The following is a 19,474-nucleotide window of genomic DNA, read 5'->3' on the forward strand; positions in this document are numbered from 1 at the left end:
CTGGTTGCCCCTAGAAGCACGCAAAGCCGAAGGAGAGCCTCGATGGGTTTCAAGATGGGTATCGTGGGTCTGCCGAATGTCGGCAAATCGACCCTGTTTAATGCATTGACCAAAACCGCTGCCGCGCAGGCGGCAAATTTCCCGTTTTGCACGATCGAGCCCAATGTGGGCGAGGTTGCCGTGCCGGATGCCCGGCTGGATAAGCTGGCTGCGATCGCCCAGTCAAAGCAGATCATCCCCACCCGGATGACCTTTGTCGATATCGCGGGCCTCGTGAAAGGTGCGTCCAAGGGCGAGGGGCTGGGCAACCAGTTTCTGGCCAATATCCGTGAATGTGATGCCATCGCCCATGTGCTGCGCTGTTTTGAGGATGACGACATCACCCATGTGGATGGCCGGGTTGATCCCGTGGCTGATGCGGACGTGATTGAGACCGAATTGATGCTGGCCGATCTGGAAAGCATCGAAAAGCGGTTGCAGAACATTGTCCGCAAGGTGCGCGGCGGCGACAAGGAGGCCGTCGTGCAAGAGCGGCTTTTGAAAGCCGCCCAAGCAGCCCTCGAAGATGGCAAGCCGGCCCGCACCGTAGCTGTGGATGACGAGGATGCCAAGGCGTGGAAAATGCTGCAATTGCTGACCACCAAGCCTATTTTGTATGTCTGCAACGTCGAAGAAGACAGTGCCGGCACGGGCAACAGCCAGTCGGCCCGCGTGGCCGAGATGGCCGCCGCACAGGGCAATGCCCATGTGGTAATCTCTGCCCGCATCGAGGAAGAGATCAGCCAGCTGGAGGCTGACGAGGCCGAGATGTTCCTGGGCGAAATGGGCCTGGAAGAGCCGGGGCTGGATCGGTTGATCCGCGCGGGGTACGCGTTGTTGCATCTGCAAACCTATTTCACCGTTGGTCCGAAAGAGGCGCGCGCCTGGACGATCAAGGAAGGCACCTCAGCCCCGCAGGCCGCGGGCGTGATCCATGGCGATTTTGAAAAGGGTTTCATCCGGGCGGAAACGATTGCCTATGAAGATTTCGTGACGCTGGGGGGCGAGGGGCCATCAAAAGAGGCCGGCAAAATGCGCGCCGAGGGCAAAGCCTATATCGTCAAGGATGGCGATGTGATGCATTTCCTCTTCAACACCTAGGGTCAGGACCCATTAATTCCACGGCGCCAGCGCAAATTTCACGAAATATCAGTGGTTTGGGGCGCGCAGGCCATAGTTGTTCTACGGACAAGCGGCCCACGCCGCTGAGATGAAGTGAAATCCGCGCCCGAAGGGTTTGGCTGATTTTGGCCGTGATCATCGTTGCACCCCCTTGAAATAGAACCACTATTACGGCGGGGCTGTGCCTCGTCACGACCAAAATCAGTCAAACTGGCGACGTGGAATTAATGGGTCCTGACCCTAGCGCGCAATTCCTTGATCTGATTAATAACGGATCTGGCGTTTTTTAAATGATCGGCGGCATCGGCCGTCTGATACATCTCATAGGCCTTGGACACAGCATTTTCCGCAGCATCAAGATGTTGAGCGTCCCCAGTTTTTTGGAATAGCGCGACATGCGCCTCGCTCTTGTTCTCTTGCGACATCGCCCAGCTTAGCGGCGTTTTATCGGGGCTGCGGACACGCAGCGCGGCGTCAAATGCGGCCAGCGCAGCTTGTGCAGTCACAAGATCATTGTCGGCGCGATGCAGCAGCAACAGGACATTGCCCAAATTGTGCTGCGTTGTGGCCCGCAGCATGGGCTGCTGTTCTTTTGATTGGACTTCAAGTGCGGCCTGATAGGCCTCTACGGCTTGTTTGAGTTTTCCAGCGTCATCGCCTTGCATGCCAAGTGTCGCAAGAACATTGCCCAGATTGCTCTGGGCGCTTGCCCATGCGGCTGGAGTATCTTCCTTGGAAAAGACGGTCAGGGCTGCCCGATATGCATGCGCCGCGCTTTCAAGTCGGGCACTATCGGTCATCTTTTCGCCAAGTGTTGCGTTGGCAGCCGCGAGATTGTTTTGTGTCTTGGCCCAATCCATCGGGTCAATATCCGGGCGACGTTCCAAGAGGGCTTGTTCATAGGCGTCTGCCGCGGCTTTGAGATCGCCCAAATCACCTGTTCGTCCGGCCAGGACCTGCAATGCGGTTCCCAGCGCGTGATAAAGCCGGGCCCAGTCAACCGGATGGGCTGCCCGATCGGTTTGCGTGATGCGGTCGCGAAATAAGGTGACTGCGAGCGACAATGTGCCTGGCGAGGTTTCCTGCATACCTCTTGCGAGCGTGGTTTGTGCCAGTTGTTCCATCACCCGTCCGCGCAGCTGAGGCGATGGTGCGGTTTGTAGCGCGTGGTTAAAGAGGTTTTCGGCGACCTTAAGGTCAAAGGAACGCCCCATGCGCTGCCCAATATCCAGCCAATGATCCGCCGTTTCACGGATCGCATCCCAATCAGCGATCGCGTCGGTCTGCAGCTTCATCAAAACCTTTTGCGCCGCAGCGCCAGGATCGTTGCGCACCCGGTCCTGATCGACCCCGAGGTCGAGCAATGCCCCCATCTCTGCCGCTTTGCGCGCAATCGCGTCGTCCAGATAGGCGCCGCCTGCCTCTGGCCCCTCGGTCTTGTTCAGCTGCTGCAACGCTGCCCGCACCGCCGCAACCCCGTCATCGGTGTTGTCAGGCAGTTCAGCGCGCGCCTGCATCCGCGTGGCGGCCTCAAGTGCGGCCTTTAGATCCTGATGCGCGATGCGGACGTCGGTCGTGTCTGTACCTGCATATTCGTAAGCAAGTGCTATTAGAAGGTCTTCGCCGATTGCCGGATCGCCGTCTTTTTCTGTTTCCGCCAAAAGTTGTGCGGCACGGCTGTCTTCGGCTGTTGTGGTATCTTCCGCTGGCAGATCACCCTTCAGGATCAAATCCAGCACATCATCTTTCAGGGCCAGCGCCTCTGCCAGCTTTCCGGCAGTTAAAGGCGTTATTGGGCGTTTGCCGCGTTCGATCTGACTGACAAAGCCCTTGCGATCAGAGTTCCCGAATGCTTCCTCCGCCAGCGTTGAGAGCGTCCACCCTGCTTCTACGCGACTTTTTCGTACCGCGGCACCAAAGGCCTTCAACGCGTCCGATGTAACCATATGTCACCAACCCTCTACGGCCTGTCACCAACGGAAACTTTCCTATCACCCGGTTGGGCGCGAACGGCACCATGCTCGTCCACGTGATCACAGTAACCAATGACCCGCGGGTCTCAACCCTGAATGGAGTGAGACCAATGACAGAGTTCATGACCTTTTTCTGCACCGAGGCAGGTAATATCCTGTCTGCTTTCCTTTGCATCGCAGCCCTTGCAGGGGTCGACCAGCGGATATGCCTTGTGCTGAGCCTATGGATGCATCTTGCACTGATTATGATCTGATGCCCCTTGGCCGCGGTTTGCGCCGCGGCCTAATCATCCTTTTTGCGGCGCCGGTCCTGAATGCGTTTTGCCCGCTCTGGCGCCGTGGTCGGGTCGGCGGCGCGCATCTTTTGCACCTGTGCTTCGGCTCCTGCGATCAGGTCAGGGATATGCCGCGCCTCGGGCAAGTTTTTCCAGTATTTCCGGGGCATTTCGGATGTCATGGCCTGCACCTTCAGGCGGGCGGGGTTGAAGATATTGCAGAAATACGTCCCCCACAGCGCCTCTGCCCCGTCGGCGGGCAGGTCCGGTTTGGGCTGGCCGGGGTGGAAGGACAGGTTCCCATCCACGAATTGCGCGGTGATATCCGGCGTGGCGATCATCCAGTCCATATCGGCAAAGCGGCGGGCAAAGAACGGGGCGGTCGGCTCAACCGTGTGATGGGTCGGCTCGAACCAGGCCGCAAAGCTGCGCCGTGGTCCGTCCTGGCGCAAGTCCCGGAACCGCACAAAGGCTTTCATCTTGTGCTTGCACCGATGCACAGCCTTTTCCATCTGGCGCAGTTTTGCCAGATCTTTGTCGCCCCGGTCCTGCATCAGCCCCGGCGCATGCCGCAACCGCCAAAGCAGCGCATAAAGTCGGCTAAATCGCTGCGTATCCTTATGCCAGACCACCGTATTGGCCATCTGCAAAAAGCTTTGCGGCGCTTTCACCCGCCTTGTGAGGGGCGGCAGCGGTGTTGTTGTCGCAAAAAGCCCACCCATCTGTCCGCCGTAGTCCCACAGCACATCCTGCGGTGACACGCCTGCACCGATAAGCCGCTTGGCCGCGTCACGCCATGCAATATCGGTGCCGATCTGGGGAAGGGGGACAGTATACATCAAAACAGGCTCAATTGTTTGGGGGGCGGGGCGAAACGGGCGCGCAGATTGGCGCTGTCGGTCAGGGCGCCGGGCGACCATCCTTGCGCGGTGATGAAGGCTTGCGCCTTTTTCAGCGATGCGCCCATGCGCAGCAGATCCTCATACCGCAACCGCCTGTGTCGGCGTGTTTGCAGGATCCGGCCCACGGTGCGGGTGCCAAAGCCGGGGACCCGCAACAGCATCTCCCGCCCGGCCCGGTTCACATCAACCGGAAACAGACCCTGGTTCTGCAAGGCCCATGCCAGTTTCGGATCAATGTCGAGATCCAGATTGCCGTCCGGCCGCGCGGCCGTAATCTCGCCCACGTCAAATCCGTAAAACCGCAACAGCCAATCCGCCTGATACAGCCGATGTTCGCGGATCAGGGGCGGTTTGATCAGGGGCAGCGCCATCGAGGCGTCCGGAATGGGCGAAAAGGCCGAGTAATAGACCCGCCGCAACGCGTAGCCGCTATAGAGCCGGGTGGATTGGCCAAGGATCGTTGCATCTGTCGACCCGTCTGCTCCGACGATCATCTGGGTGGACTGCCCCGCTGGCGCAAAGGTCTTGCCGCGCTTGCCCTTATAGCTGCGTTCATTTGCGATATGTTTACGCTCTTTCACCTCGCCCATCGCTTTGCGGATGGTTGTGGGGTTTTTCTCGGGCGCGTAGGTCTTTACGCCCTTATCTGTGGGCAGTTCGACGTTGATTGACAGCCGGTCTGCATAAAGCCCGGCCTGTTCGATCAGTTCCGGCGCTGCGTCTGGGATTGTCTTGAGGTGGATATAGCCGCGAAAGCATTCCTCTTCGCGCAGCCGTTTGGCGATACGGATCATGTCAGACATGGTCTGGTCCGGTGACCGGATGATGCCCGAGGACAGGAACAGCCCTTCGATGTAATTGCGCCGGTAGAATTCGATTGTCAGGTGGATGACCTCATCAACGCTGAACCGCGCGCGCTGCACATTCGAGGACACCCGGTTGATGCAATAGGCGCAATCATAGATGCAGAAATTGGTCATCAGGATTTTCAGTAGGCTGATGCAGCGCCCGTCGGGGGCATAGGCATGACAAATGCCGGACCCTTCGGTTGACCCGAGCCCCTTGCCGTCCCGGCTGTCCCGCCGGGCGGTGCCGCTGGACGCGCAAGAGGCATCATACCGGGCCGCATCACTGAGGATGGCGAGTTTTTTATCAAGGCTGAGCGCTGTCATGTGTTCATGTTATGTTCTCATCATCCAGCCTGCAAGATCAGATCGGCAGGTTTGACGAAGTGCCGCAACTGAATTAGAACAAATGGGGAACATAAAATCGAGATTCGGTGTGTCGTGTATGGGATCGTTGCGAGTCGAAAAGCGTTTGGCAGGCCAGGGGGATCACCCCTGGACGATACCGCATACCCTGTCCGAGGCATTCCCCGAAACGGCCATGGATGCCGCAGCGGTCGGTTTCGTTTTATCCCGGCTGCCGCGTACAAATGCCCCTGTTTTGTGGATACAGGATCGTTTGTCCCGCAAGGAGACGGGCAAGCCATGTCTGGCGGGGATCGGCACGGCGCGCCCGATTATCATGGTCGATCTGTCCCGGGCATCCGATGTGCTTTGGGCGATGGAAGATGGGTTGCGTTGCCGCAGTCTGGGTGCCGTGATCGGCGAGATATGGGGCGATCCACCGGTGCTCGATTTTACGGCGACCAAGCGATTGGCCCTGCGCGCAGAGGCGGCCGATACCCCTTGCTGGCTGATACGGCGTGCGGCTTCGGCAGATCTCAGCGCGGCGCGGGATCGCTGGCGGATCGGGTCTGTTCCATCCGCCCCGCATCCGCACGATGCCATGGCGTGCGGGTTACCCCGTTGGTCGCTGGATCTGTTCCGGTCGCGGCGTATCAAACCCGGCAAATGGGTTGCGGAATATGACCGGGCGGCGGATCGTCTCTATCTCGCTTCCGCATTTCGCGATGGAACGCTGGCAGCGGGTGATGGACAGGCAGGGCAACGCGCCGCCGGATGACATCCCGCTTGTCCTGGCCCGCGAGGGGCATCATGGGCCGGTTATCCATGCCGCTAACAGGGCTGCGCGGCAAAACGGGATAAATGCAGGTGCCCGGGTTGTGGATATGCGCGCAATCTGCCCCGAATTGCAGGTGGAATTTGCCGATCCTGCCGGTGACCGTGCCGCGCTTGACCGATTGGTGATCTGGGCCCGCCGCTGGTGTCCATGGAGTGTGCGTGACGGCGAGAATGGGGTGATCCTGGATACAACCGGATCAGATCACCTGCTTGGCGGTGAGGCGGCCATGCTGGTTGAAATGGAAACGCAGCTTTCCTTGCTGGGTCTCAGCGCGCAGTTGGCTGTTGCGCCGACATGGGGGGCGGCATGGGCCTTGGCCCGGTTTGGGCCGGTGCGGTCAGTGTGCGGACCGGACGAGGTGGCGATCAATCTGGGCGCCTTGCCTGTCACGGGGTTACGGCTGGATGCTGAAACCATGCTGCTTTTGCGCCGTCTGGGTCTGAAAACCATCGGGGCGGTCATGGATGTACCGCGCCTGTCGCTGACCCGCCGGTTTGTAAAGGCAAAGCTGGCCGCAAATCCGTTGATGCGCCTTGATCAGGCTTTGGGCAAGCAGCCGGAACCTGTGGCCAGTGTGGATGCCAAGCCCCGCTTTCGGGTCCAGAGCCGGTTGGCCGAGCCGATCTTTGATCCTACGCCCTACCTGCCGGAATTATGCGAAAACCTGTGTGAGACGTTGAAACAGGCCGGGCAGGGCTGTCGTCGCCTGCATCTGACTGTCTATCGCACCGATGGCGATGTCAGCCATGTTGATGTGGCCACGTCCGCCAGCACGCGTGATCCAGCCCATTTGCATGCCTTGTTCCGTGACAAGGTTGCCCGGATCAATCCCGGTTTCGGCTTTGATCTGATCACGCTTGAGGCGGGCGGCGTGGAAGAGATGCAGGAGGCTCAGCACCGCATGGATGGCAGTGCGGATGATGATCTGCACCTGACCCGGCTGGTGGACCGGCTGAGCGCAAAGTTCGGGCCGCGCAGCGTGACCCGACCGATGCTGCGCGAAAGCCATATCCCGGAACGGGCCGAGGGTCATGTGGCTGCCCTTGCCGCCTTGGCTGAAACCGCTGTGGCCCCGGCAAGGGAGCGCCCCTTGCGTCTGCTGGAGCATCCAGAAGAGGTGCGCGTGCTTTATGCCGTCCCCGAAGGTCCTCCGGCACAGTTTGTCTGGCGGCGGCAGACCCATCGCGTGGCCCGCTATTCCGGCCCAGAGCGGATCGCCCCGGAATGGTGGAAGGATCGGCCGGGGACCCGGTTGCGCGACTACTTCAAGGTTGAAGATCACGCAGGCCTGCGTATCTGGCTGTATCGTGAGGGCCTGCATGAGGATGGCCGCGGGGGGGATCCGCGCTGGTTTGTGCATGGGTGTTTCGCATGATGATCTGGGGCCTGTGCTTGTGGCGGATTTGGGATGCCTCCGGCGGGAGTATTTTGGGCGAGATGATCGTGCAGGCGCGCGGCGGTTATCATGCCTGAAATGGATAACCAGCGCCCGCGTCGCACGATTGAAGATGACGGGTTCCGCCCCAACCCTCGCGCCCCTTATGTCGAACTGGGGCTGACCACCTGTTTTTCCTTTCTGCGCGGGGCGTCGGATGCCGTAGATCTTGCCACAACCGCCAACGCCCTGGGCTATGACAAACTGGGCTGTGCCGACCTGAACACCATGGCCGGGGTTGTGCGCCTGCATGCCGAGGCGCTTAAGGCGCAAATCACCCCGGTGATCGGTTGTCGCCTGCAACTGGTCACTGGTGAGGAATTTCTGGCCTATCCACGCGACAGGGATGCTTATGGCTGGCTGTGCATGCTGCTGTCCAAAGGCAAGATGCAGGATGCCAAGGGGGATTGGCAGGCAAAGGGTGTCTGCGACATCACCCTGGATGATCTGGCGGGGCATAGCGAGGGGGTTCATCTGATCGCCGTTCCCGGCCCGCAGCTGGATCATTTCGAGGCGGGGTTTGGGCGCCTGAAACGCGCATTGCCCATGTTGCAACATATCGCGGCCAGCTATCTTTATCACGGTGATGACCGGGCGCGGATCAACCGGCTGGATATATTTGCCAAAGCCCATGGCCTGTCGATCCTGGCGACCAATGATGTGCGTTACCACGCGCCCGACCGGCGCCCCTTGCAGGATGTGATGACATGCATCCTGCACAAGACGACGATCCACAAGGCCGGGTTCCTGCTGGATGCGAATGCCGAACGATATCTGAAATCGCCTGCCCAGATGGTCCGGCTTTTTGCCCAATGGCCCCATGCGATCCGGGCCACGCGGGATGTGGCGGATGCGTGCAATTTCGATCTGCGCCAACTGGCCTATGAATATCCCAAGGAAACCGTGCCAGAGGGCCGCACGCCGCAGGGCTATCTTGAGGAGTTGACGTGGAAAGGTGCCAAGGGGCGCTATCCGGGTGGCGTGCCCGCACCGTTGAAACAGACCTTACACAAGGAGCTGGCGCTGATCGAAAAGCTCGACATTGCGCAATATTTCCTGACGATCCAGCAGGTTGTCAATTTTGCCCGGTACGAGAGCAAACCGCCGATCCTGTGTCAGGGGCGCGGCTCGGCCGCGAATTCGGCCGTGTGTTATGTGCTTGGCATCACGGCTGTCGATCCGAACCAAAATGATCTGCTGTTTGAGCGGTTCATCAGCGAGGAACGCAAGGAGCCCCCCGATATCGACGTGGATTTTGAACATGAGCGCCGCGAGGAGGTGATCCAGCATATCTATGCGAAATACGGACGGGACCGCGCGGCCTTATGTGCGACAGTGATCCATTACCGCCCACGCATGGCGGTGCGCGAAGTGGGCAAGGTCATGGGCCTGTCCGAGGATATCACCACCGCCCTTGCCAAAACCATCTGGGGGTCATGGGGCCGCGAGGTGGGCGCACGCGAGGCCGCAGAAGCAGGCATTGACCTGAAAGATCCGCTGATGGCGCGCACGATCAGGCTGGCCGACCAGATGATCGGCATGCCCCGGCATCTGGGTCAGCATGTGGGCGGCTTCATCCTGACCGAGAAAAAGCTGATCGAAACCGTCCCGGTGGGCAACGGGGCGATGCCCGAGCGTACATTCATTGAATGGGACAAGGACGATATCGACGAGTTGCGTATTCTCAAAGTGGATGTGCTGGCGCTGGGGATGCTGACCTGCATCCGCAAGGCGTTTGACCTGATCGCGGCGCATTACGGTGAAAAGCATACGCTTGCCAGTATCGAAGAGGGGGATAAAGCCACCTACGATATGCTCTGCAAGGGGGATAGCCTCGGTGTCTTTCAGGTCGAAAGCCGGGCGCAGATGAATATGCTCCCCCGGCTGAAACCACGGGTGTTTTATGATCTGGTCATTCAGGTTGCCATCGTCCGCCCCGGCCCGATCCAGGGGGATATGGTGCATCCCTACTTGCGCAGGCGGGCCGGGAAAGAGCCAGAGGATTACCCATCACCCGCCCCCCCGCATGACCCGCATGAGCTGCGCAAGGTTCTGTCCCGGACCAAGGGGGTGCCGATCTTTCAGGAGCAGGCGATGAAACTGGCCATGGTCGCCGCCGAGTTCAGCCCGGATGAGGCCAACCAGCTGCGCAAGGCGATGGCGACATTCCGGTCGAAAGGGACCATCGGGGAACTAGAAGACAAGATGGTCAGCCGCATGATCGCCCGGGGGTACGAGCCGGAATTTGCAGGCCGCTGCTTTAACCAGATCAAGGGCTTTGGCGATTACGGCTTTCCTGAAAGCCATGCAGCCAGTTTTGCGCATCTTGTTTATGTCTCAAGCTGGATCAAATGCCATTATCCGGATGTCTTTTGCGCAGCCTTGCTGAATTCCCAGCCCATGGGCTTTTACGCCCCGGCCCAAATCGTGCGCGATGCCCGCGAGCATGGGATCGTGGTGCGTGCGCCGGATGTGAACTATTCCGCCTGGGATAATACGCTGGAACCGATCAGCCCCAGGGTCTTTGCCGTCCGCCTTGGCTTGCGTCAGGTTGACGGGATGCGCGAAGAGATGGCCGCCCGGATCATGGAAACCCGCGTGCAGCCCTTTACCGATCTGGCAGACCTGAAGAAACGCGCAAGGCTGGATGCGGGGACGATGCGCAGACTGGCCGCTGCGGATGCGGTGCGATCCATGACGCTGGATCGTCGCCAGGCGTTATGGGATGCGCGCGCCTTGCGGGATGCCCCGGACCTGCCGCTTTTTGCCGAAAGGAAGGATGAGGGCGACGAGCCCCGCTTTGTGCTGCCGAAGATGCCGATCTGTGAGCATGTGGTGGCGGATTACCAGACCACCCGCCTGTCATTGAAAGCACATCCGATGTCATTTCTGCGCAAAAGCATGGCAAGGCAGGGCTATCGCACGGCTGCCGGGCTGGAACAGATGCGCAATGGGCAATCTGTCAGGCTGGCCGGGATTGTCCTGATCCGCCAACGTCCCGGCAGTGCCAAGGGTGTCTGTTTCATCACGCTTGAGGATGAAACAGGGGTCGCAAATCTGGTCGTCTGGCCCAAAGTCATGGAGGCTTATCGCAAGGTGATCATGCGCGCCCGGATCATTGATGTGAAAGGATATGTGCAGCGCGACGAGGATGTCATCCATGTGGTGGCCACCGGGTTGACGGATCGCAGTGACGCGTTGGACAGGTTATCCAATGACGCGCTGGATCCTCCATTGGCGCGGGCTGACGAGGTCAAACGAGCGTTGCCCAATGGCACACATGGCCATCCCCGCAATGTCCGTGTGATCCCCAAATCCCGCGACTTTCATTGACCGCCGCAAGACCCGTTTTCCAGCATCGCCTTAGGTCTTGTCGTTTGCCTTTTGTGTCTTGCCGGAGGCTGACACCCACATCCCGGCAACAATCAACCCCACACCGGTCACCCGGGCCAACAGATTGCCCCCGGTGCCCATCGCCACATCCAGCAGCACGCCCGATATCATCTGACCGGCGATGATCAGCATCGCTGTCTGTGCTGCTCCGATCCGCACGATCAGCCAGCTTCCCGCCGCAATAAAGACCACCCCAACCGGCCCGCCCAGATAGGCCCACCAGGGGGCTGCGGCGGGCGTCCCTGCGAATAGCCCACCCGCAAACACCGCGATCACGGTGATAAAGATCAGCCCAACCAGATGGTTCCAGAAAGAGGCTTCCATCGCCGATGATGACAATGCCAGCCGCCCGTTGATTTGCCGCGAAACTGATACCAGCACACCGCCCAACACCGCAAAGATCACAAAGATCATGCCGACCCCTGCCCAAAGAAGATCAGGATCAGGCTGCCCAGAATGATCAGTCCAAAGGCGCTATAGTCGCGCATCTGTGGCGTGCGTTGCGGCAATCCGAAAAGGCCGCGCATATCCGCAAAAAGGCTAAAGGTCATTTGCCCCGCCAGCCCAAGGGCAATGGTCCCCGACAGCGCCAGCGCGCTGTTCATACTGGCCGAGGTCAGCATCACCGTCACCCCACCGGATATCCCGCCCAGATAAGCCCAAAGCGGGGCGCGGACCGTGCTGGCCCGTTTGGGACGCAGCACCGCCAGAAACGCCAGCGCTGCAACCGTGCCGGTCAGATGCGGCACCCAGGACGAAAAGAAAAGCGAGCCAAACTGCGCCAGGGTGCCGTTAAACAGAACCATAAGCGTCAGCAGACCGCCCGTGCCAAAGGCGGCAAGGAAATGGAAAATTCGGTACGGATTGATTGCAGGGGCAGACATGCCCCAGACATCTAAGTTTCGGGGGCAGAGCGCAAGCGCAACTGTGCCTTCTTGATGGCGCCGAAATGCACCTCGGGGTGATGCGGGCGAGAGGCCTTGATATGGCGTAACTGCGTTGCGATGGCCCGCTCGCTACCGTTCAGGTGCCGGATTGCGTAACGCGATATCCAGTCAGGCTGGGTTTCGATAGCATAGGCGTGCAGGGCCACCCGTTGTTCCGCGCGGCTGAGCGCCTTGAATGTGGGCGTACACCGCCGCTTGCGCATCAGATCTATGGCAAGCGGGATCAGATGCGTGGCTTTTTCATCGCCAGCGCTGGCAAAGGCCGCGCGTTCATACGCCTCGGGCAGCCGGACCTGCAATACCCGCAGCCTGCGCCGCACCGCCAGATGCAGGATCAACCAAGGCCCCAAAAAACACAAAACTGCACCAACCAACACAAGCGCCATGACTTCTCCTTTTGCGTCACAGGGACGGGATGCCGCACCGGTATGGTGAGAATTTGTCGAAACTGGTGCATTCCTGCGTCTGGGCCCCAAGGATGGCGCGTTGACAAGCACCGAATCCTGTCTATAAGCCCCGCATTCATTGGTGTTGGTGGCCCCCGCAAGGGGATCCCTGTCGTCGTGGCAAAATCCACGGAGAGGACAACGCCCTTCAAAACGCAAACGAAGGAGATCAGCCGTGACCAAACGCACCGCTGCCAAATACAAAATTGACCGCCGGATGGGCGAAAACATCTGGGGTCGCCCCAAGTCACCCGTTAACCGCCGCGAATATGGCCCCGGTCAGCACGGCCAGCGCCGCAAGGGCAAATTGTCCGATTTCGGCATCCAGCTGCGCGCCAAGCAAAAGCTCAAAGGTTATTACGGTGACCTGACCGAAAAGCAGTTCCGCCGCATCTATGCAGAGGCCGAGCGTGTCAAAGGCGATACCGGTGAGAACCTTATTGGTCTGCTGGAGCGGCGCCTGGACGCCGTGGTCTACCGCGCCAAATTCGTGCCAACCATCTTTGCGGCCCGTCAGTTTGTGAACCACGCCCACGTCACCGTGAACGGCAAGAAGGTCAACATCCCGTCTTACCGTGTACAGGAAGGCGACGTGATCGCAGTGCGCGACAAATCCAAGCAGCTGGAACTGGTTCTTGTCGCCAGCCAACTGCCCGAGCGTGATGTGCCGGACTACATGGAAGTCGATCATTCCAAGATGACCGCAACCTTCGTGCGCACACCGGGTCTGGGCGACGTCCCATATCCTGTGACGATGGAACCAAACCTCGTCGTCGAATTCTACGCCAAGAACTGATCTCTGATCCTTTTGGCAATCGCCCCGGATTTACCCGGGGGACATTTGATCAAGGCCGCACGTTACCCCGTGCGGCCTTTTTTACATGCGCTAACTGCGGCATCGCGCAGCCACCCATTTTCATCGCCTTCCCGATACCCTAAACCTGAACTCTAGACAGCGTTGAAAAAGGTGCCAGCCATGACCGCTTACCCCAATTACGGCCAGATTGACGGCCATATCGTGATGATCGGCTTTGGCTCGATCGGGAAGGGGACATTGCCCCTGATCCAGCGCCATTTCAGCTATGATGCCGCCAAGTTCAGTGTCATTGACCCGAACCCCGACAGCGGCCCCTTTCTGGCGGCGCAAGGGATCACACATCACCAGATTGCGCTGACCCCCGAGAATTACCGCGAAGTGCTGGGCGGATTATTTCCGGACGGCAAGGGCTTTTGCGTAAACCTGTCGGTCGATACGTCATCGCTTGATCTGATGAAGTTCTGCCGTGAAATCGGCGTGCTTTACATCGACACCGTGGTCGAGCCTTGGGCCGGTTTCTATTTCGACACGACGGACAATGCCGAGCGGACGAATTACGCATTGCGGCAGACCGTCCGGGATGAGAAAGCCGCCAATCCCGGCGGAACCACGGCCGTCAGTTGCTGTGGGGCAAATCCCGGCATGGTCAGCTGGTTCGTCAAGGAAGGATTGATGACCCTCGTGAAGGATCTCGGCCGGACTGACCCGATGCCGCAGGATCGGGCAGGTTGGGGTGCCTTGATGCAGGATCTGGGCGTCAAAGGCGTGCATATTGCCGAACGCGACACCCAGGCCCGTGCCAAGCCCCGCCCGCGCGATGTTTTTGTGAACACATGGTCGGTCGAGGGGTTTATCGCCGAGGGCTTCCAGCCTGCCGAACTGGGATGGGGGACGCATGAAAAATGGATGCCTGAGACGGCGCATCGTTATGATACCGGGTGCCAGTCTGCCATCTGGTTCGAGCGTCCGGGCGCGATCACCCGGGTACATACATGGTGCCCCACGCCCGGCCCGCAGTTTGGATTTCTTGTCACCCACAACGAATCCGTCAGCATCGCCGACTACTTTACCGTCGGCGATCCAGCCAACCCGGCGTTCCGCCCCACGTGCCATTATGCGTACCATCCTTGCGATGATGCCGTGCTGTCCTTGCATGAAATGTTTGGCGCCGGTGTGCAGCAAAAGACCCATGAAATCCTTGATGTAGACGAGATCGTCAGCGGCATTGATGAGCTTGGGGTGCTGCTTTACGGACACGAAAAAAACGCGCTGTGGTTCGGATCGCGGCTGTCGAACGACGAGACAAAGTCACTCGCCCCATATCAGAACGCGACCGGTCTTCAGGTCACCTCTGCGGTGCTGGCGGGGATGGTCTGGGCGCTCGAAAATCCGCAGGCCGGTATCGTCGAAACGGATGAGATGGACCATGTCCGCTGTCTTGAGGTGCAGCGCCCCTATCTGGGACCTGTCGAGGCGCATTACACCGATTGGACCCCTCTGCAGGATCGCTGGGAACATTTTCCGGAGGATATTGATGAAAGCGACCCCTGGCAGTTCCGCAATGTGCTGGCGACATAGGGCTGACCGGCGCGGGGGCGATGCGGGCTTGCTCTGACATTGCGCAGGCCGATAGAACCACCCAAACGACATAAGGCAAAACAAAATGGCTGACGGGATCAAACCGCAACCCGGGATTATGGATATTGCCCTGTATAAAGGGGGGGCGTCATCGGTGGCGGGCAAGGAGAATGTCCTCAAGCTGTCATCGAACGAAAACCCGCTGGGAACCAGTGACGCCGCCAAAGAGGCGATGATCCGCACAGCCCATATGCTGCACCGGTATCCGCCAACCGATCATTCTGCACTGCGCGCGGCAATTGGCGAGGTGTGGGATGTTGACCCTGACCGGGTCATCTGCGGTGCGGGGTCTGGCGAAATCCTCAAACTGCTGGCCGAGGCTTATGCCGGCCCGGGTGATGAGGTCATGTTCACCGAGCATGGGTTTTCGATGTATCCGATCTATGCCCATGCCTGCGGTGCAACCGCCCGGGTTGTTCCTGAACGCGAACGAACCGTGGATGTGGACGCGTTGCTGGCTGCATGCTCGGCCAAGACCAAACTTGTCTTTATCGCAAACCCCGCCAACCCTACCGGCACCATGATCGGTGCAGCTGAAATCGCGCGTCTGGCCGATGCCCTGCCGGATCAGGCAATCCTTGTTCTGGACGGGGCCTATGCGGAATTTGTGGATGGCTATGATGCGGGCCTGTCGCTGGTCGAGGCGCGTCAGAACGTGTTCATGACACGGACCTTTTCCAAGATCTACGGGCTTGGCGGTATGCGGGTCGGGTGGGGCTATGGCCCGCAACCGATCATTGATGTGCTGAACCGCATCCGGGGGCCGTTCAACCTGTCCGTCCCCGCATTGGCCGCCGCCGAAGCCGCGGTGCGGGACACCGAATTCACGGACAAATGCCGGATCGAAAACGCCAAATGGCGGGACTGGTTGGCCACGGCCCTGGCCGAAATTGGCGTGCCATCAGATACATCGACGGCCAATTTCATTCTTGCGCGCTTTGCCGATGCGGCCGAGGCCGAGGCCTGCGATGCCCATCTGCGCGAGGAGGGGATTATCGCACGACCGGTGGCAAGTTACGGTCTGCCCCATTGCCTGCGGATCACGGTGGGCGATGAAAGCGCCTGCAGGCAGGTTGTGCATGCCATCGCCCAATTCAAGGGATCGCGCTGATGAGTGTTCTTTATGATCGTGTGGCCCTGATCGGTTTGGGGCTGATCGCCTCTTCCATGAGCCACGCCATGCGCCGGACGGGATTGACGCACGAGATCACCGGCTACGCGAAATCGGCGGAAACCCGGCAAATCGCGCGTGATCTGGGGCTATGTGACAGGGTCTGCGATAGCGCGGCGGATGCGGTTGCGGGTGCTGATCTTGTCGTTTTATGCGTGCCGGTTGGTGCGATGGCGGCGGTGGCGGCGGAAATCGGACCCGCGCTGAAACCCGGGGCGACCGTCAGCGATGTCGGATCGGTCAAGCGCGCGGTGATTGATGCGGTTGCGCCGCACCTGCCGGACAATGTGCATTTCATCCCGGCCCACCCCATCGCGGGCACCGAACATTCCGGCCCTGCCTCGGGCTTTGCAGAGCTGTTCGACGACCGGTTTTGTATCATCGTCCCGGTGGAAGGCAGCGATCAGGCAGCGGTCGATCAACTGACCACCCTGTGGCGCGGGATGGGCTCCGAAGTGGATGTGATGGAGGCCGATCACCACGATCTGGTCCTGTCCGTCACCAGCCATACGCCGCATCTGATTGCCTATACGATGGTGGGCGTTGCTGACGACCTCAGCCGGGTGACCGATAGTGAGGTGATCAAATTCTCTGCCGCGGGCTTTCGGGATTTCACCCGGATTGCCGCGTCTGATCCGGTGATGTGGCGGGATGTGTTCTTGAACAACAAACAGGCCACATTGCAAATTCTTGGCCGCTTTACCGAAGAGTTGTTTGCGCTGCAGCGGGCCATCCGCCGGGATGACGGCGCGCATCTGGAGGAGTATTTCACCCGGACCCGGGCCATTCGGCGATCCATTATCGAGGCGGGACAAGATACGGATGCGCCCGATTTTGGCCGCAGCAAGGTGCCGGGGCGGTGATCCGCGCAGGCATATTGACGATCCTTATGGCGCTGCCATCCGCTTTGGTGGCACAGGATGGCAGTATCCGCCCGCTCGCGCGCGACGCTGCGCCCGCCATCGTGCAACCACAGACAGGTGACGTCTTCACCCGCCGGTGGCGCCGGGCCGAGGTTGCAGCCCCGGCGGCGCCTGTGATCATCGCCCAAGGTGATCCGGCCGTCCGGCCATTGGCCCGCGGGTCCGTGGCCGCGATCCTCGCCGGATCCCGCCTGCGCCCTGTGGCGCGGCCCTATACGCGCCCTGATCTGGCACATGGGGCGCAGACCCGCCCGCTCTTTCGGGCCGAGCAGAACCTGTTTGCGTTCAGCCCCTATGCGCTGGCCATATCGCCCCGGCCCACCAGCCGCCCCGCAACGATTGTCGTCGCAGCCGAGCAGCGACGCATCGCCCGATTGCGCGGACAGGTCTGCGGGGATCCGGATATTCAGGGCAGCGCCATCGGTCAGGTCAGCGGACGCGGTGCCTGTGGGATAGGGCAGGGGGTGCGGGTGAAATCGGTGGCCGGGATCACGCTGACCCCGCAAGCAACGATTGATTGCCAGACAGCCAAGGCACTGAAAACATGGGTAAAGCGCGGTGTCATTCCAGCCGTTGGGGATGCTGGCGGCGGGGCAGCAGGCCTGCGCGTGGTATCGCATTATGCCTGTCGGACGCGCAACAATCAGGCAGGGGCGCGCCTGTCCGAGCATGCCTTTGGCCGTGCCATTGATATCGCGGGCATCCGGTTGCGCAGCGGGCGCGAAATCACGTTGCTGACCGATTGGAACAAGCCCGGTGACGGGGCAAGGCTGCGACAGATGTGGCGGGCGGCATGTGGCCCGTTCGGCACCGTCCTTGGCCCGGAATCAAACCGGTTTCACCGCGATCATTTCCATTTCGATACGGCACGCTATCGCAGCGGGCCTTATTGCCGCTAGCAATTGATCAGGATAGCTGATCCGCGGGACAATTCCGAAATGCGGTGATTGCCGGTCCGATACCCGTTAACGGGATCAGGACGCGTCTGTCGCCTGTTTGGGCCATCGCAAGGAGGTTGAACTCCAACCCATTCAGGACGTTGCCAAAGCCTCTATCTGTCACAGTCAGGGTTTGCCCGTCTTCACTGATCTGCTGGCGGTCTGTCTGGATGGAAATCGGGCGATCCCCATCAAAGGCCATGCCAAAGACGGGTGCGTCAGGCCAACGCCCATCGGCCAAGGTGATCGCAATGCTATATTCGGGGAGGCGGGCGTCATAGGTGACGGTGACACTGCCTATTTCACTGGTATTGGTCAGGGTGCAGATCGGGCTGGGCGAGAAGTCCCACGCGGCGGCGGGGCTGGCGGAGAGCAGAAAGGCGAGAGCGAGGCGCATCTCGGTAAAGTAGCGGTTTTGACTGGGTGGGCAAGGTCGGGGGTACGAATCGCTGGTTGACGCCTTGTTTTATGGGGTTTTTGGCGATGCAGACTGCGTGCTGAGGCTGTACACATCGCGTACACACGTTTGTACGGCGGAGTGGGTGGTTAATGGTGCGTGCGGTTGGGGCTGCCCGGTGCCACACCCTGGCGGTGTTCCAGAATATCTGACTAGTTGGTCAGGATTGTGTTCTCTCCGGTTTAAATTTACTTTGGGTTGTATTTTGTGAAAAGGTAAGTCGTTGTCCACGCTTTATATCTTTATCGACGAAGGTGGAAATTTCGATTTTTCCAATACGGGGTCTGACTTCTTCACATTGACTTGCGTCAGTATGCGACGGCCATTTCTGCTGCACACCCAGCTTGATACTTACAAGTACGATCTGATCGAGCACAGCATCAAACCCCGCATAGAGATGGAATTCTTCCATTGTGCAGACGACAACATGTTCGTTCGAAAACGTGTTTTTGAACTCCTTGCAAAAGAGTTGCTGGCGAACTCGGTGGACACGGTGGTGGTGGAGAAAAGGAAAACGGGTCCTGCTCTGCAGATGGCCGAGAAATTCTACCCCCGAATGCTAGGATATCTTTTGCGTTTTGTTCTGGAGAAAACACCCGAAGATATTAGTGAACTTGTCATCATTACGGATACCATTCCCGTCAATAAGAAACGCCGTGCTGTGGAGAAAGCGCTCAAGCTTGTGTTGGCTAAGATGCTTCCAAAAGCAACACCCTATAAGATAATGCACCACGCATCCCGGTCTCATTATGGATTGCAAATTGCCGATTATGTGAATTGGGCTATACTGAGAAAATGGGAGCGAAAGGACAGCACGGCCTACGATCAAATCAAACATCTTGTCAGAAGTGAGTTCGACATTTTCCGCACTGGGACGCGCTACTATTATTGAATGTGACCCCCCCGACTACCTTGCGGAGAACCCCTTGGGTTCTTGTCATCGGGGAGGGACCTTTATGTATACCTAGAC

General features: G+C 59.4%; 18 protein-coding genes. 11 read left to right on the top strand and 7 right to left on the bottom strand.

Features of this window, described 5'->3' with window-relative positions:
* Positions 1-42 precede the first annotated feature (42 nt).
* Complete coding sequence (ychF, locus tag AABB31_RS20495; RefSeq protein WP_373635251.1) at positions 43-1,140, top strand: redox-regulated ATPase YchF; 1,098 nt, start codon at positions 43-45, stop codon at positions 1,138-1,140.
* A gap of 245 nt (positions 1,141-1,385) precedes the next feature.
* Here ychF and AABB31_RS20500 read toward each other — a convergent pair whose 3' ends face one another.
* Entirely contained in the window at positions 1,386-3,107 is a 1,722-nt protein-coding gene (locus AABB31_RS20500) for a hypothetical protein (protein ID WP_373635253.1), read from the bottom strand.
* A 137-nt stretch (positions 3,108-3,244) separates the two neighbouring features.
* On the opposite strand from AABB31_RS20500, the gene AABB31_RS20505 reads away from it, so the two are divergent.
* Entirely contained in the window at positions 3,245-3,388 is a 144-nt protein-coding gene (locus AABB31_RS20505) for a hypothetical protein (protein WP_342076382.1), read from the top strand.
* Between the two features lie 29 nt (positions 3,389-3,417).
* On the opposite strand, the gene AABB31_RS20510 is transcribed toward AABB31_RS20505, so the two are convergent.
* Together AABB31_RS20510 and AABB31_RS20515 are read right to left on the bottom strand one after the other, a co-directional pair.
* Positions 3,418-4,248, bottom strand: a complete 831-nt coding sequence (locus AABB31_RS20510; RefSeq protein ID WP_342076381.1) for a TIGR03915 family putative DNA repair protein — start codon at positions 4,246-4,248, stop codon at positions 3,418-3,420.
* On the bottom strand, positions 4,248-5,483 hold the full coding sequence (locus AABB31_RS20515; protein ID WP_373635254.1) for a putative DNA modification/repair radical SAM protein: 1,236 nt from the start codon (positions 5,481-5,483) through the stop codon (positions 4,248-4,250). The genes AABB31_RS20510 and AABB31_RS20515 overlap by 1 nt, the downstream gene beginning before the upstream one ends.
* Before the next feature lie 118 nt (positions 5,484-5,601).
* Between AABB31_RS20515 and AABB31_RS20520 the strand changes: the two genes are divergently transcribed.
* The 3 genes from AABB31_RS20520 to AABB31_RS20530 all read left to right on the top strand — a co-directional run bounded on the left by AABB31_RS20520 (position 5,602) and on the right by AABB31_RS20530 (position 11,107).
* A complete protein-coding gene (locus AABB31_RS20520) occupies positions 5,602-6,279 on the top strand; it encodes a hypothetical protein (protein ID WP_342076380.1) in 678 nt (225 codons plus the stop codon).
* Complete coding sequence (locus AABB31_RS20525) at positions 6,248-7,714, top strand: DNA polymerase Y family protein (RefSeq protein ID WP_373635823.1); 1,467 nt, start codon at positions 6,248-6,250, stop codon at positions 7,712-7,714. Before AABB31_RS20520 ends, AABB31_RS20525 begins: the two co-directional genes overlap by 32 nt.
* Positions 7,715-7,804: 90 nt before the next feature.
* Complete coding sequence (locus tag AABB31_RS20530; protein WP_373635255.1) at positions 7,805-11,107, top strand: error-prone DNA polymerase; 3,303 nt, start codon at positions 7,805-7,807, stop codon at positions 11,105-11,107.
* A 30-nt stretch (positions 11,108-11,137) separates the two neighbouring features.
* Here the strand turns inward: AABB31_RS20530 and AABB31_RS20535 are convergent, their stop codons facing one another.
* The 3 genes from AABB31_RS20535 to AABB31_RS20545 are packed head-to-tail and all read right to left on the bottom strand — an operon-like array spanning position 11,138 to position 12,500.
* Positions 11,138-11,581: a DMT family transporter gene (locus AABB31_RS20535; RefSeq protein WP_373635256.1), complete on the bottom strand. Its 444-nt coding sequence runs from the start codon at positions 11,579-11,581 to the stop codon at positions 11,138-11,140.
* Complete coding sequence (locus AABB31_RS20540; RefSeq protein ID WP_342076377.1) at positions 11,578-12,051, bottom strand: DMT family transporter; 474 nt, start codon at positions 12,049-12,051, stop codon at positions 11,578-11,580. Before AABB31_RS20540 ends, AABB31_RS20535 begins: the two co-directional genes overlap by 4 nt.
* A gap of 11 nt (positions 12,052-12,062) precedes the next feature.
* The gene (locus AABB31_RS20545) at positions 12,063-12,500 is read right to left on the bottom strand and encodes a hypothetical protein (protein ID WP_342076376.1); all 438 of its coding nucleotides are present in this window, start codon (positions 12,498-12,500) and stop codon (positions 12,063-12,065) included.
* A 235-nt stretch (positions 12,501-12,735) separates the two neighbouring features.
* Here AABB31_RS20545 and rpsD point away from each other — a divergent pair, with 235 nt between their 5' ends.
* The 5 genes from rpsD to AABB31_RS20570 all read left to right on the top strand — a co-directional run bounded on the left by rpsD (position 12,736) and on the right by AABB31_RS20570 (position 18,008).
* Entirely contained in the window at positions 12,736-13,356 is a 621-nt protein-coding gene (gene rpsD, locus AABB31_RS20550) for a 30S ribosomal protein S4 (protein ID WP_342076375.1), read from the top strand.
* 180 nt (positions 13,357-13,536) lie between these two features.
* Entirely contained in the window at positions 13,537-14,955 is a 1,419-nt protein-coding gene (locus AABB31_RS20555; RefSeq protein ID WP_342076374.1) for a saccharopine dehydrogenase NADP-binding domain-containing protein, read from the top strand.
* An 85-nt stretch (positions 14,956-15,040) separates the two neighbouring features.
* Positions 15,041-16,126, top strand: a complete 1,086-nt coding sequence (gene hisC, locus AABB31_RS20560) for a histidinol-phosphate transaminase (protein ID WP_373635257.1) — start codon at positions 15,041-15,043, stop codon at positions 16,124-16,126.
* Positions 16,126-17,049 (top strand): prephenate/arogenate dehydrogenase family protein, encoded by a 924-nt coding sequence (locus AABB31_RS20565; RefSeq protein ID WP_342076373.1) that lies wholly within the window; start codon positions 16,126-16,128, stop codon positions 17,047-17,049. The genes hisC and AABB31_RS20565 overlap by 1 nt, the downstream gene beginning before the upstream one ends.
* Positions 17,046-18,008, top strand: coding sequence for an extensin family protein (locus AABB31_RS20570; RefSeq protein WP_373635258.1), 963 nt, complete (start codon positions 17,046-17,048; stop codon positions 18,006-18,008). Before AABB31_RS20565 ends, AABB31_RS20570 begins: the two co-directional genes overlap by 4 nt.
* A gap of 7 nt (positions 18,009-18,015) precedes the next feature.
* Here the strand turns inward: AABB31_RS20570 and AABB31_RS20575 are convergent, their stop codons facing one another.
* Positions 18,016-18,444, bottom strand: coding sequence for an excinuclease ABC subunit B (locus tag AABB31_RS20575; RefSeq protein ID WP_342076370.1), 429 nt, complete (start codon positions 18,442-18,444; stop codon positions 18,016-18,018).
* A gap of 283 nt (positions 18,445-18,727) precedes the next feature.
* Between AABB31_RS20575 and AABB31_RS20580 the strand changes: the two genes are divergently transcribed.
* Complete coding sequence (locus AABB31_RS20580) at positions 18,728-19,396, top strand: DUF3800 domain-containing protein (RefSeq protein WP_342076369.1); 669 nt, start codon at positions 18,728-18,730, stop codon at positions 19,394-19,396.
* Positions 19,397-19,474: the final 78 nt, after the last annotated feature.

This window comes from Yoonia sp. SS1-5 (assembly GCF_038443705.2).
Taxonomy (GTDB): Bacteria; Pseudomonadota; Alphaproteobacteria; order Rhodobacterales; family Rhodobacteraceae; genus Yoonia; species Yoonia rhodophyticola.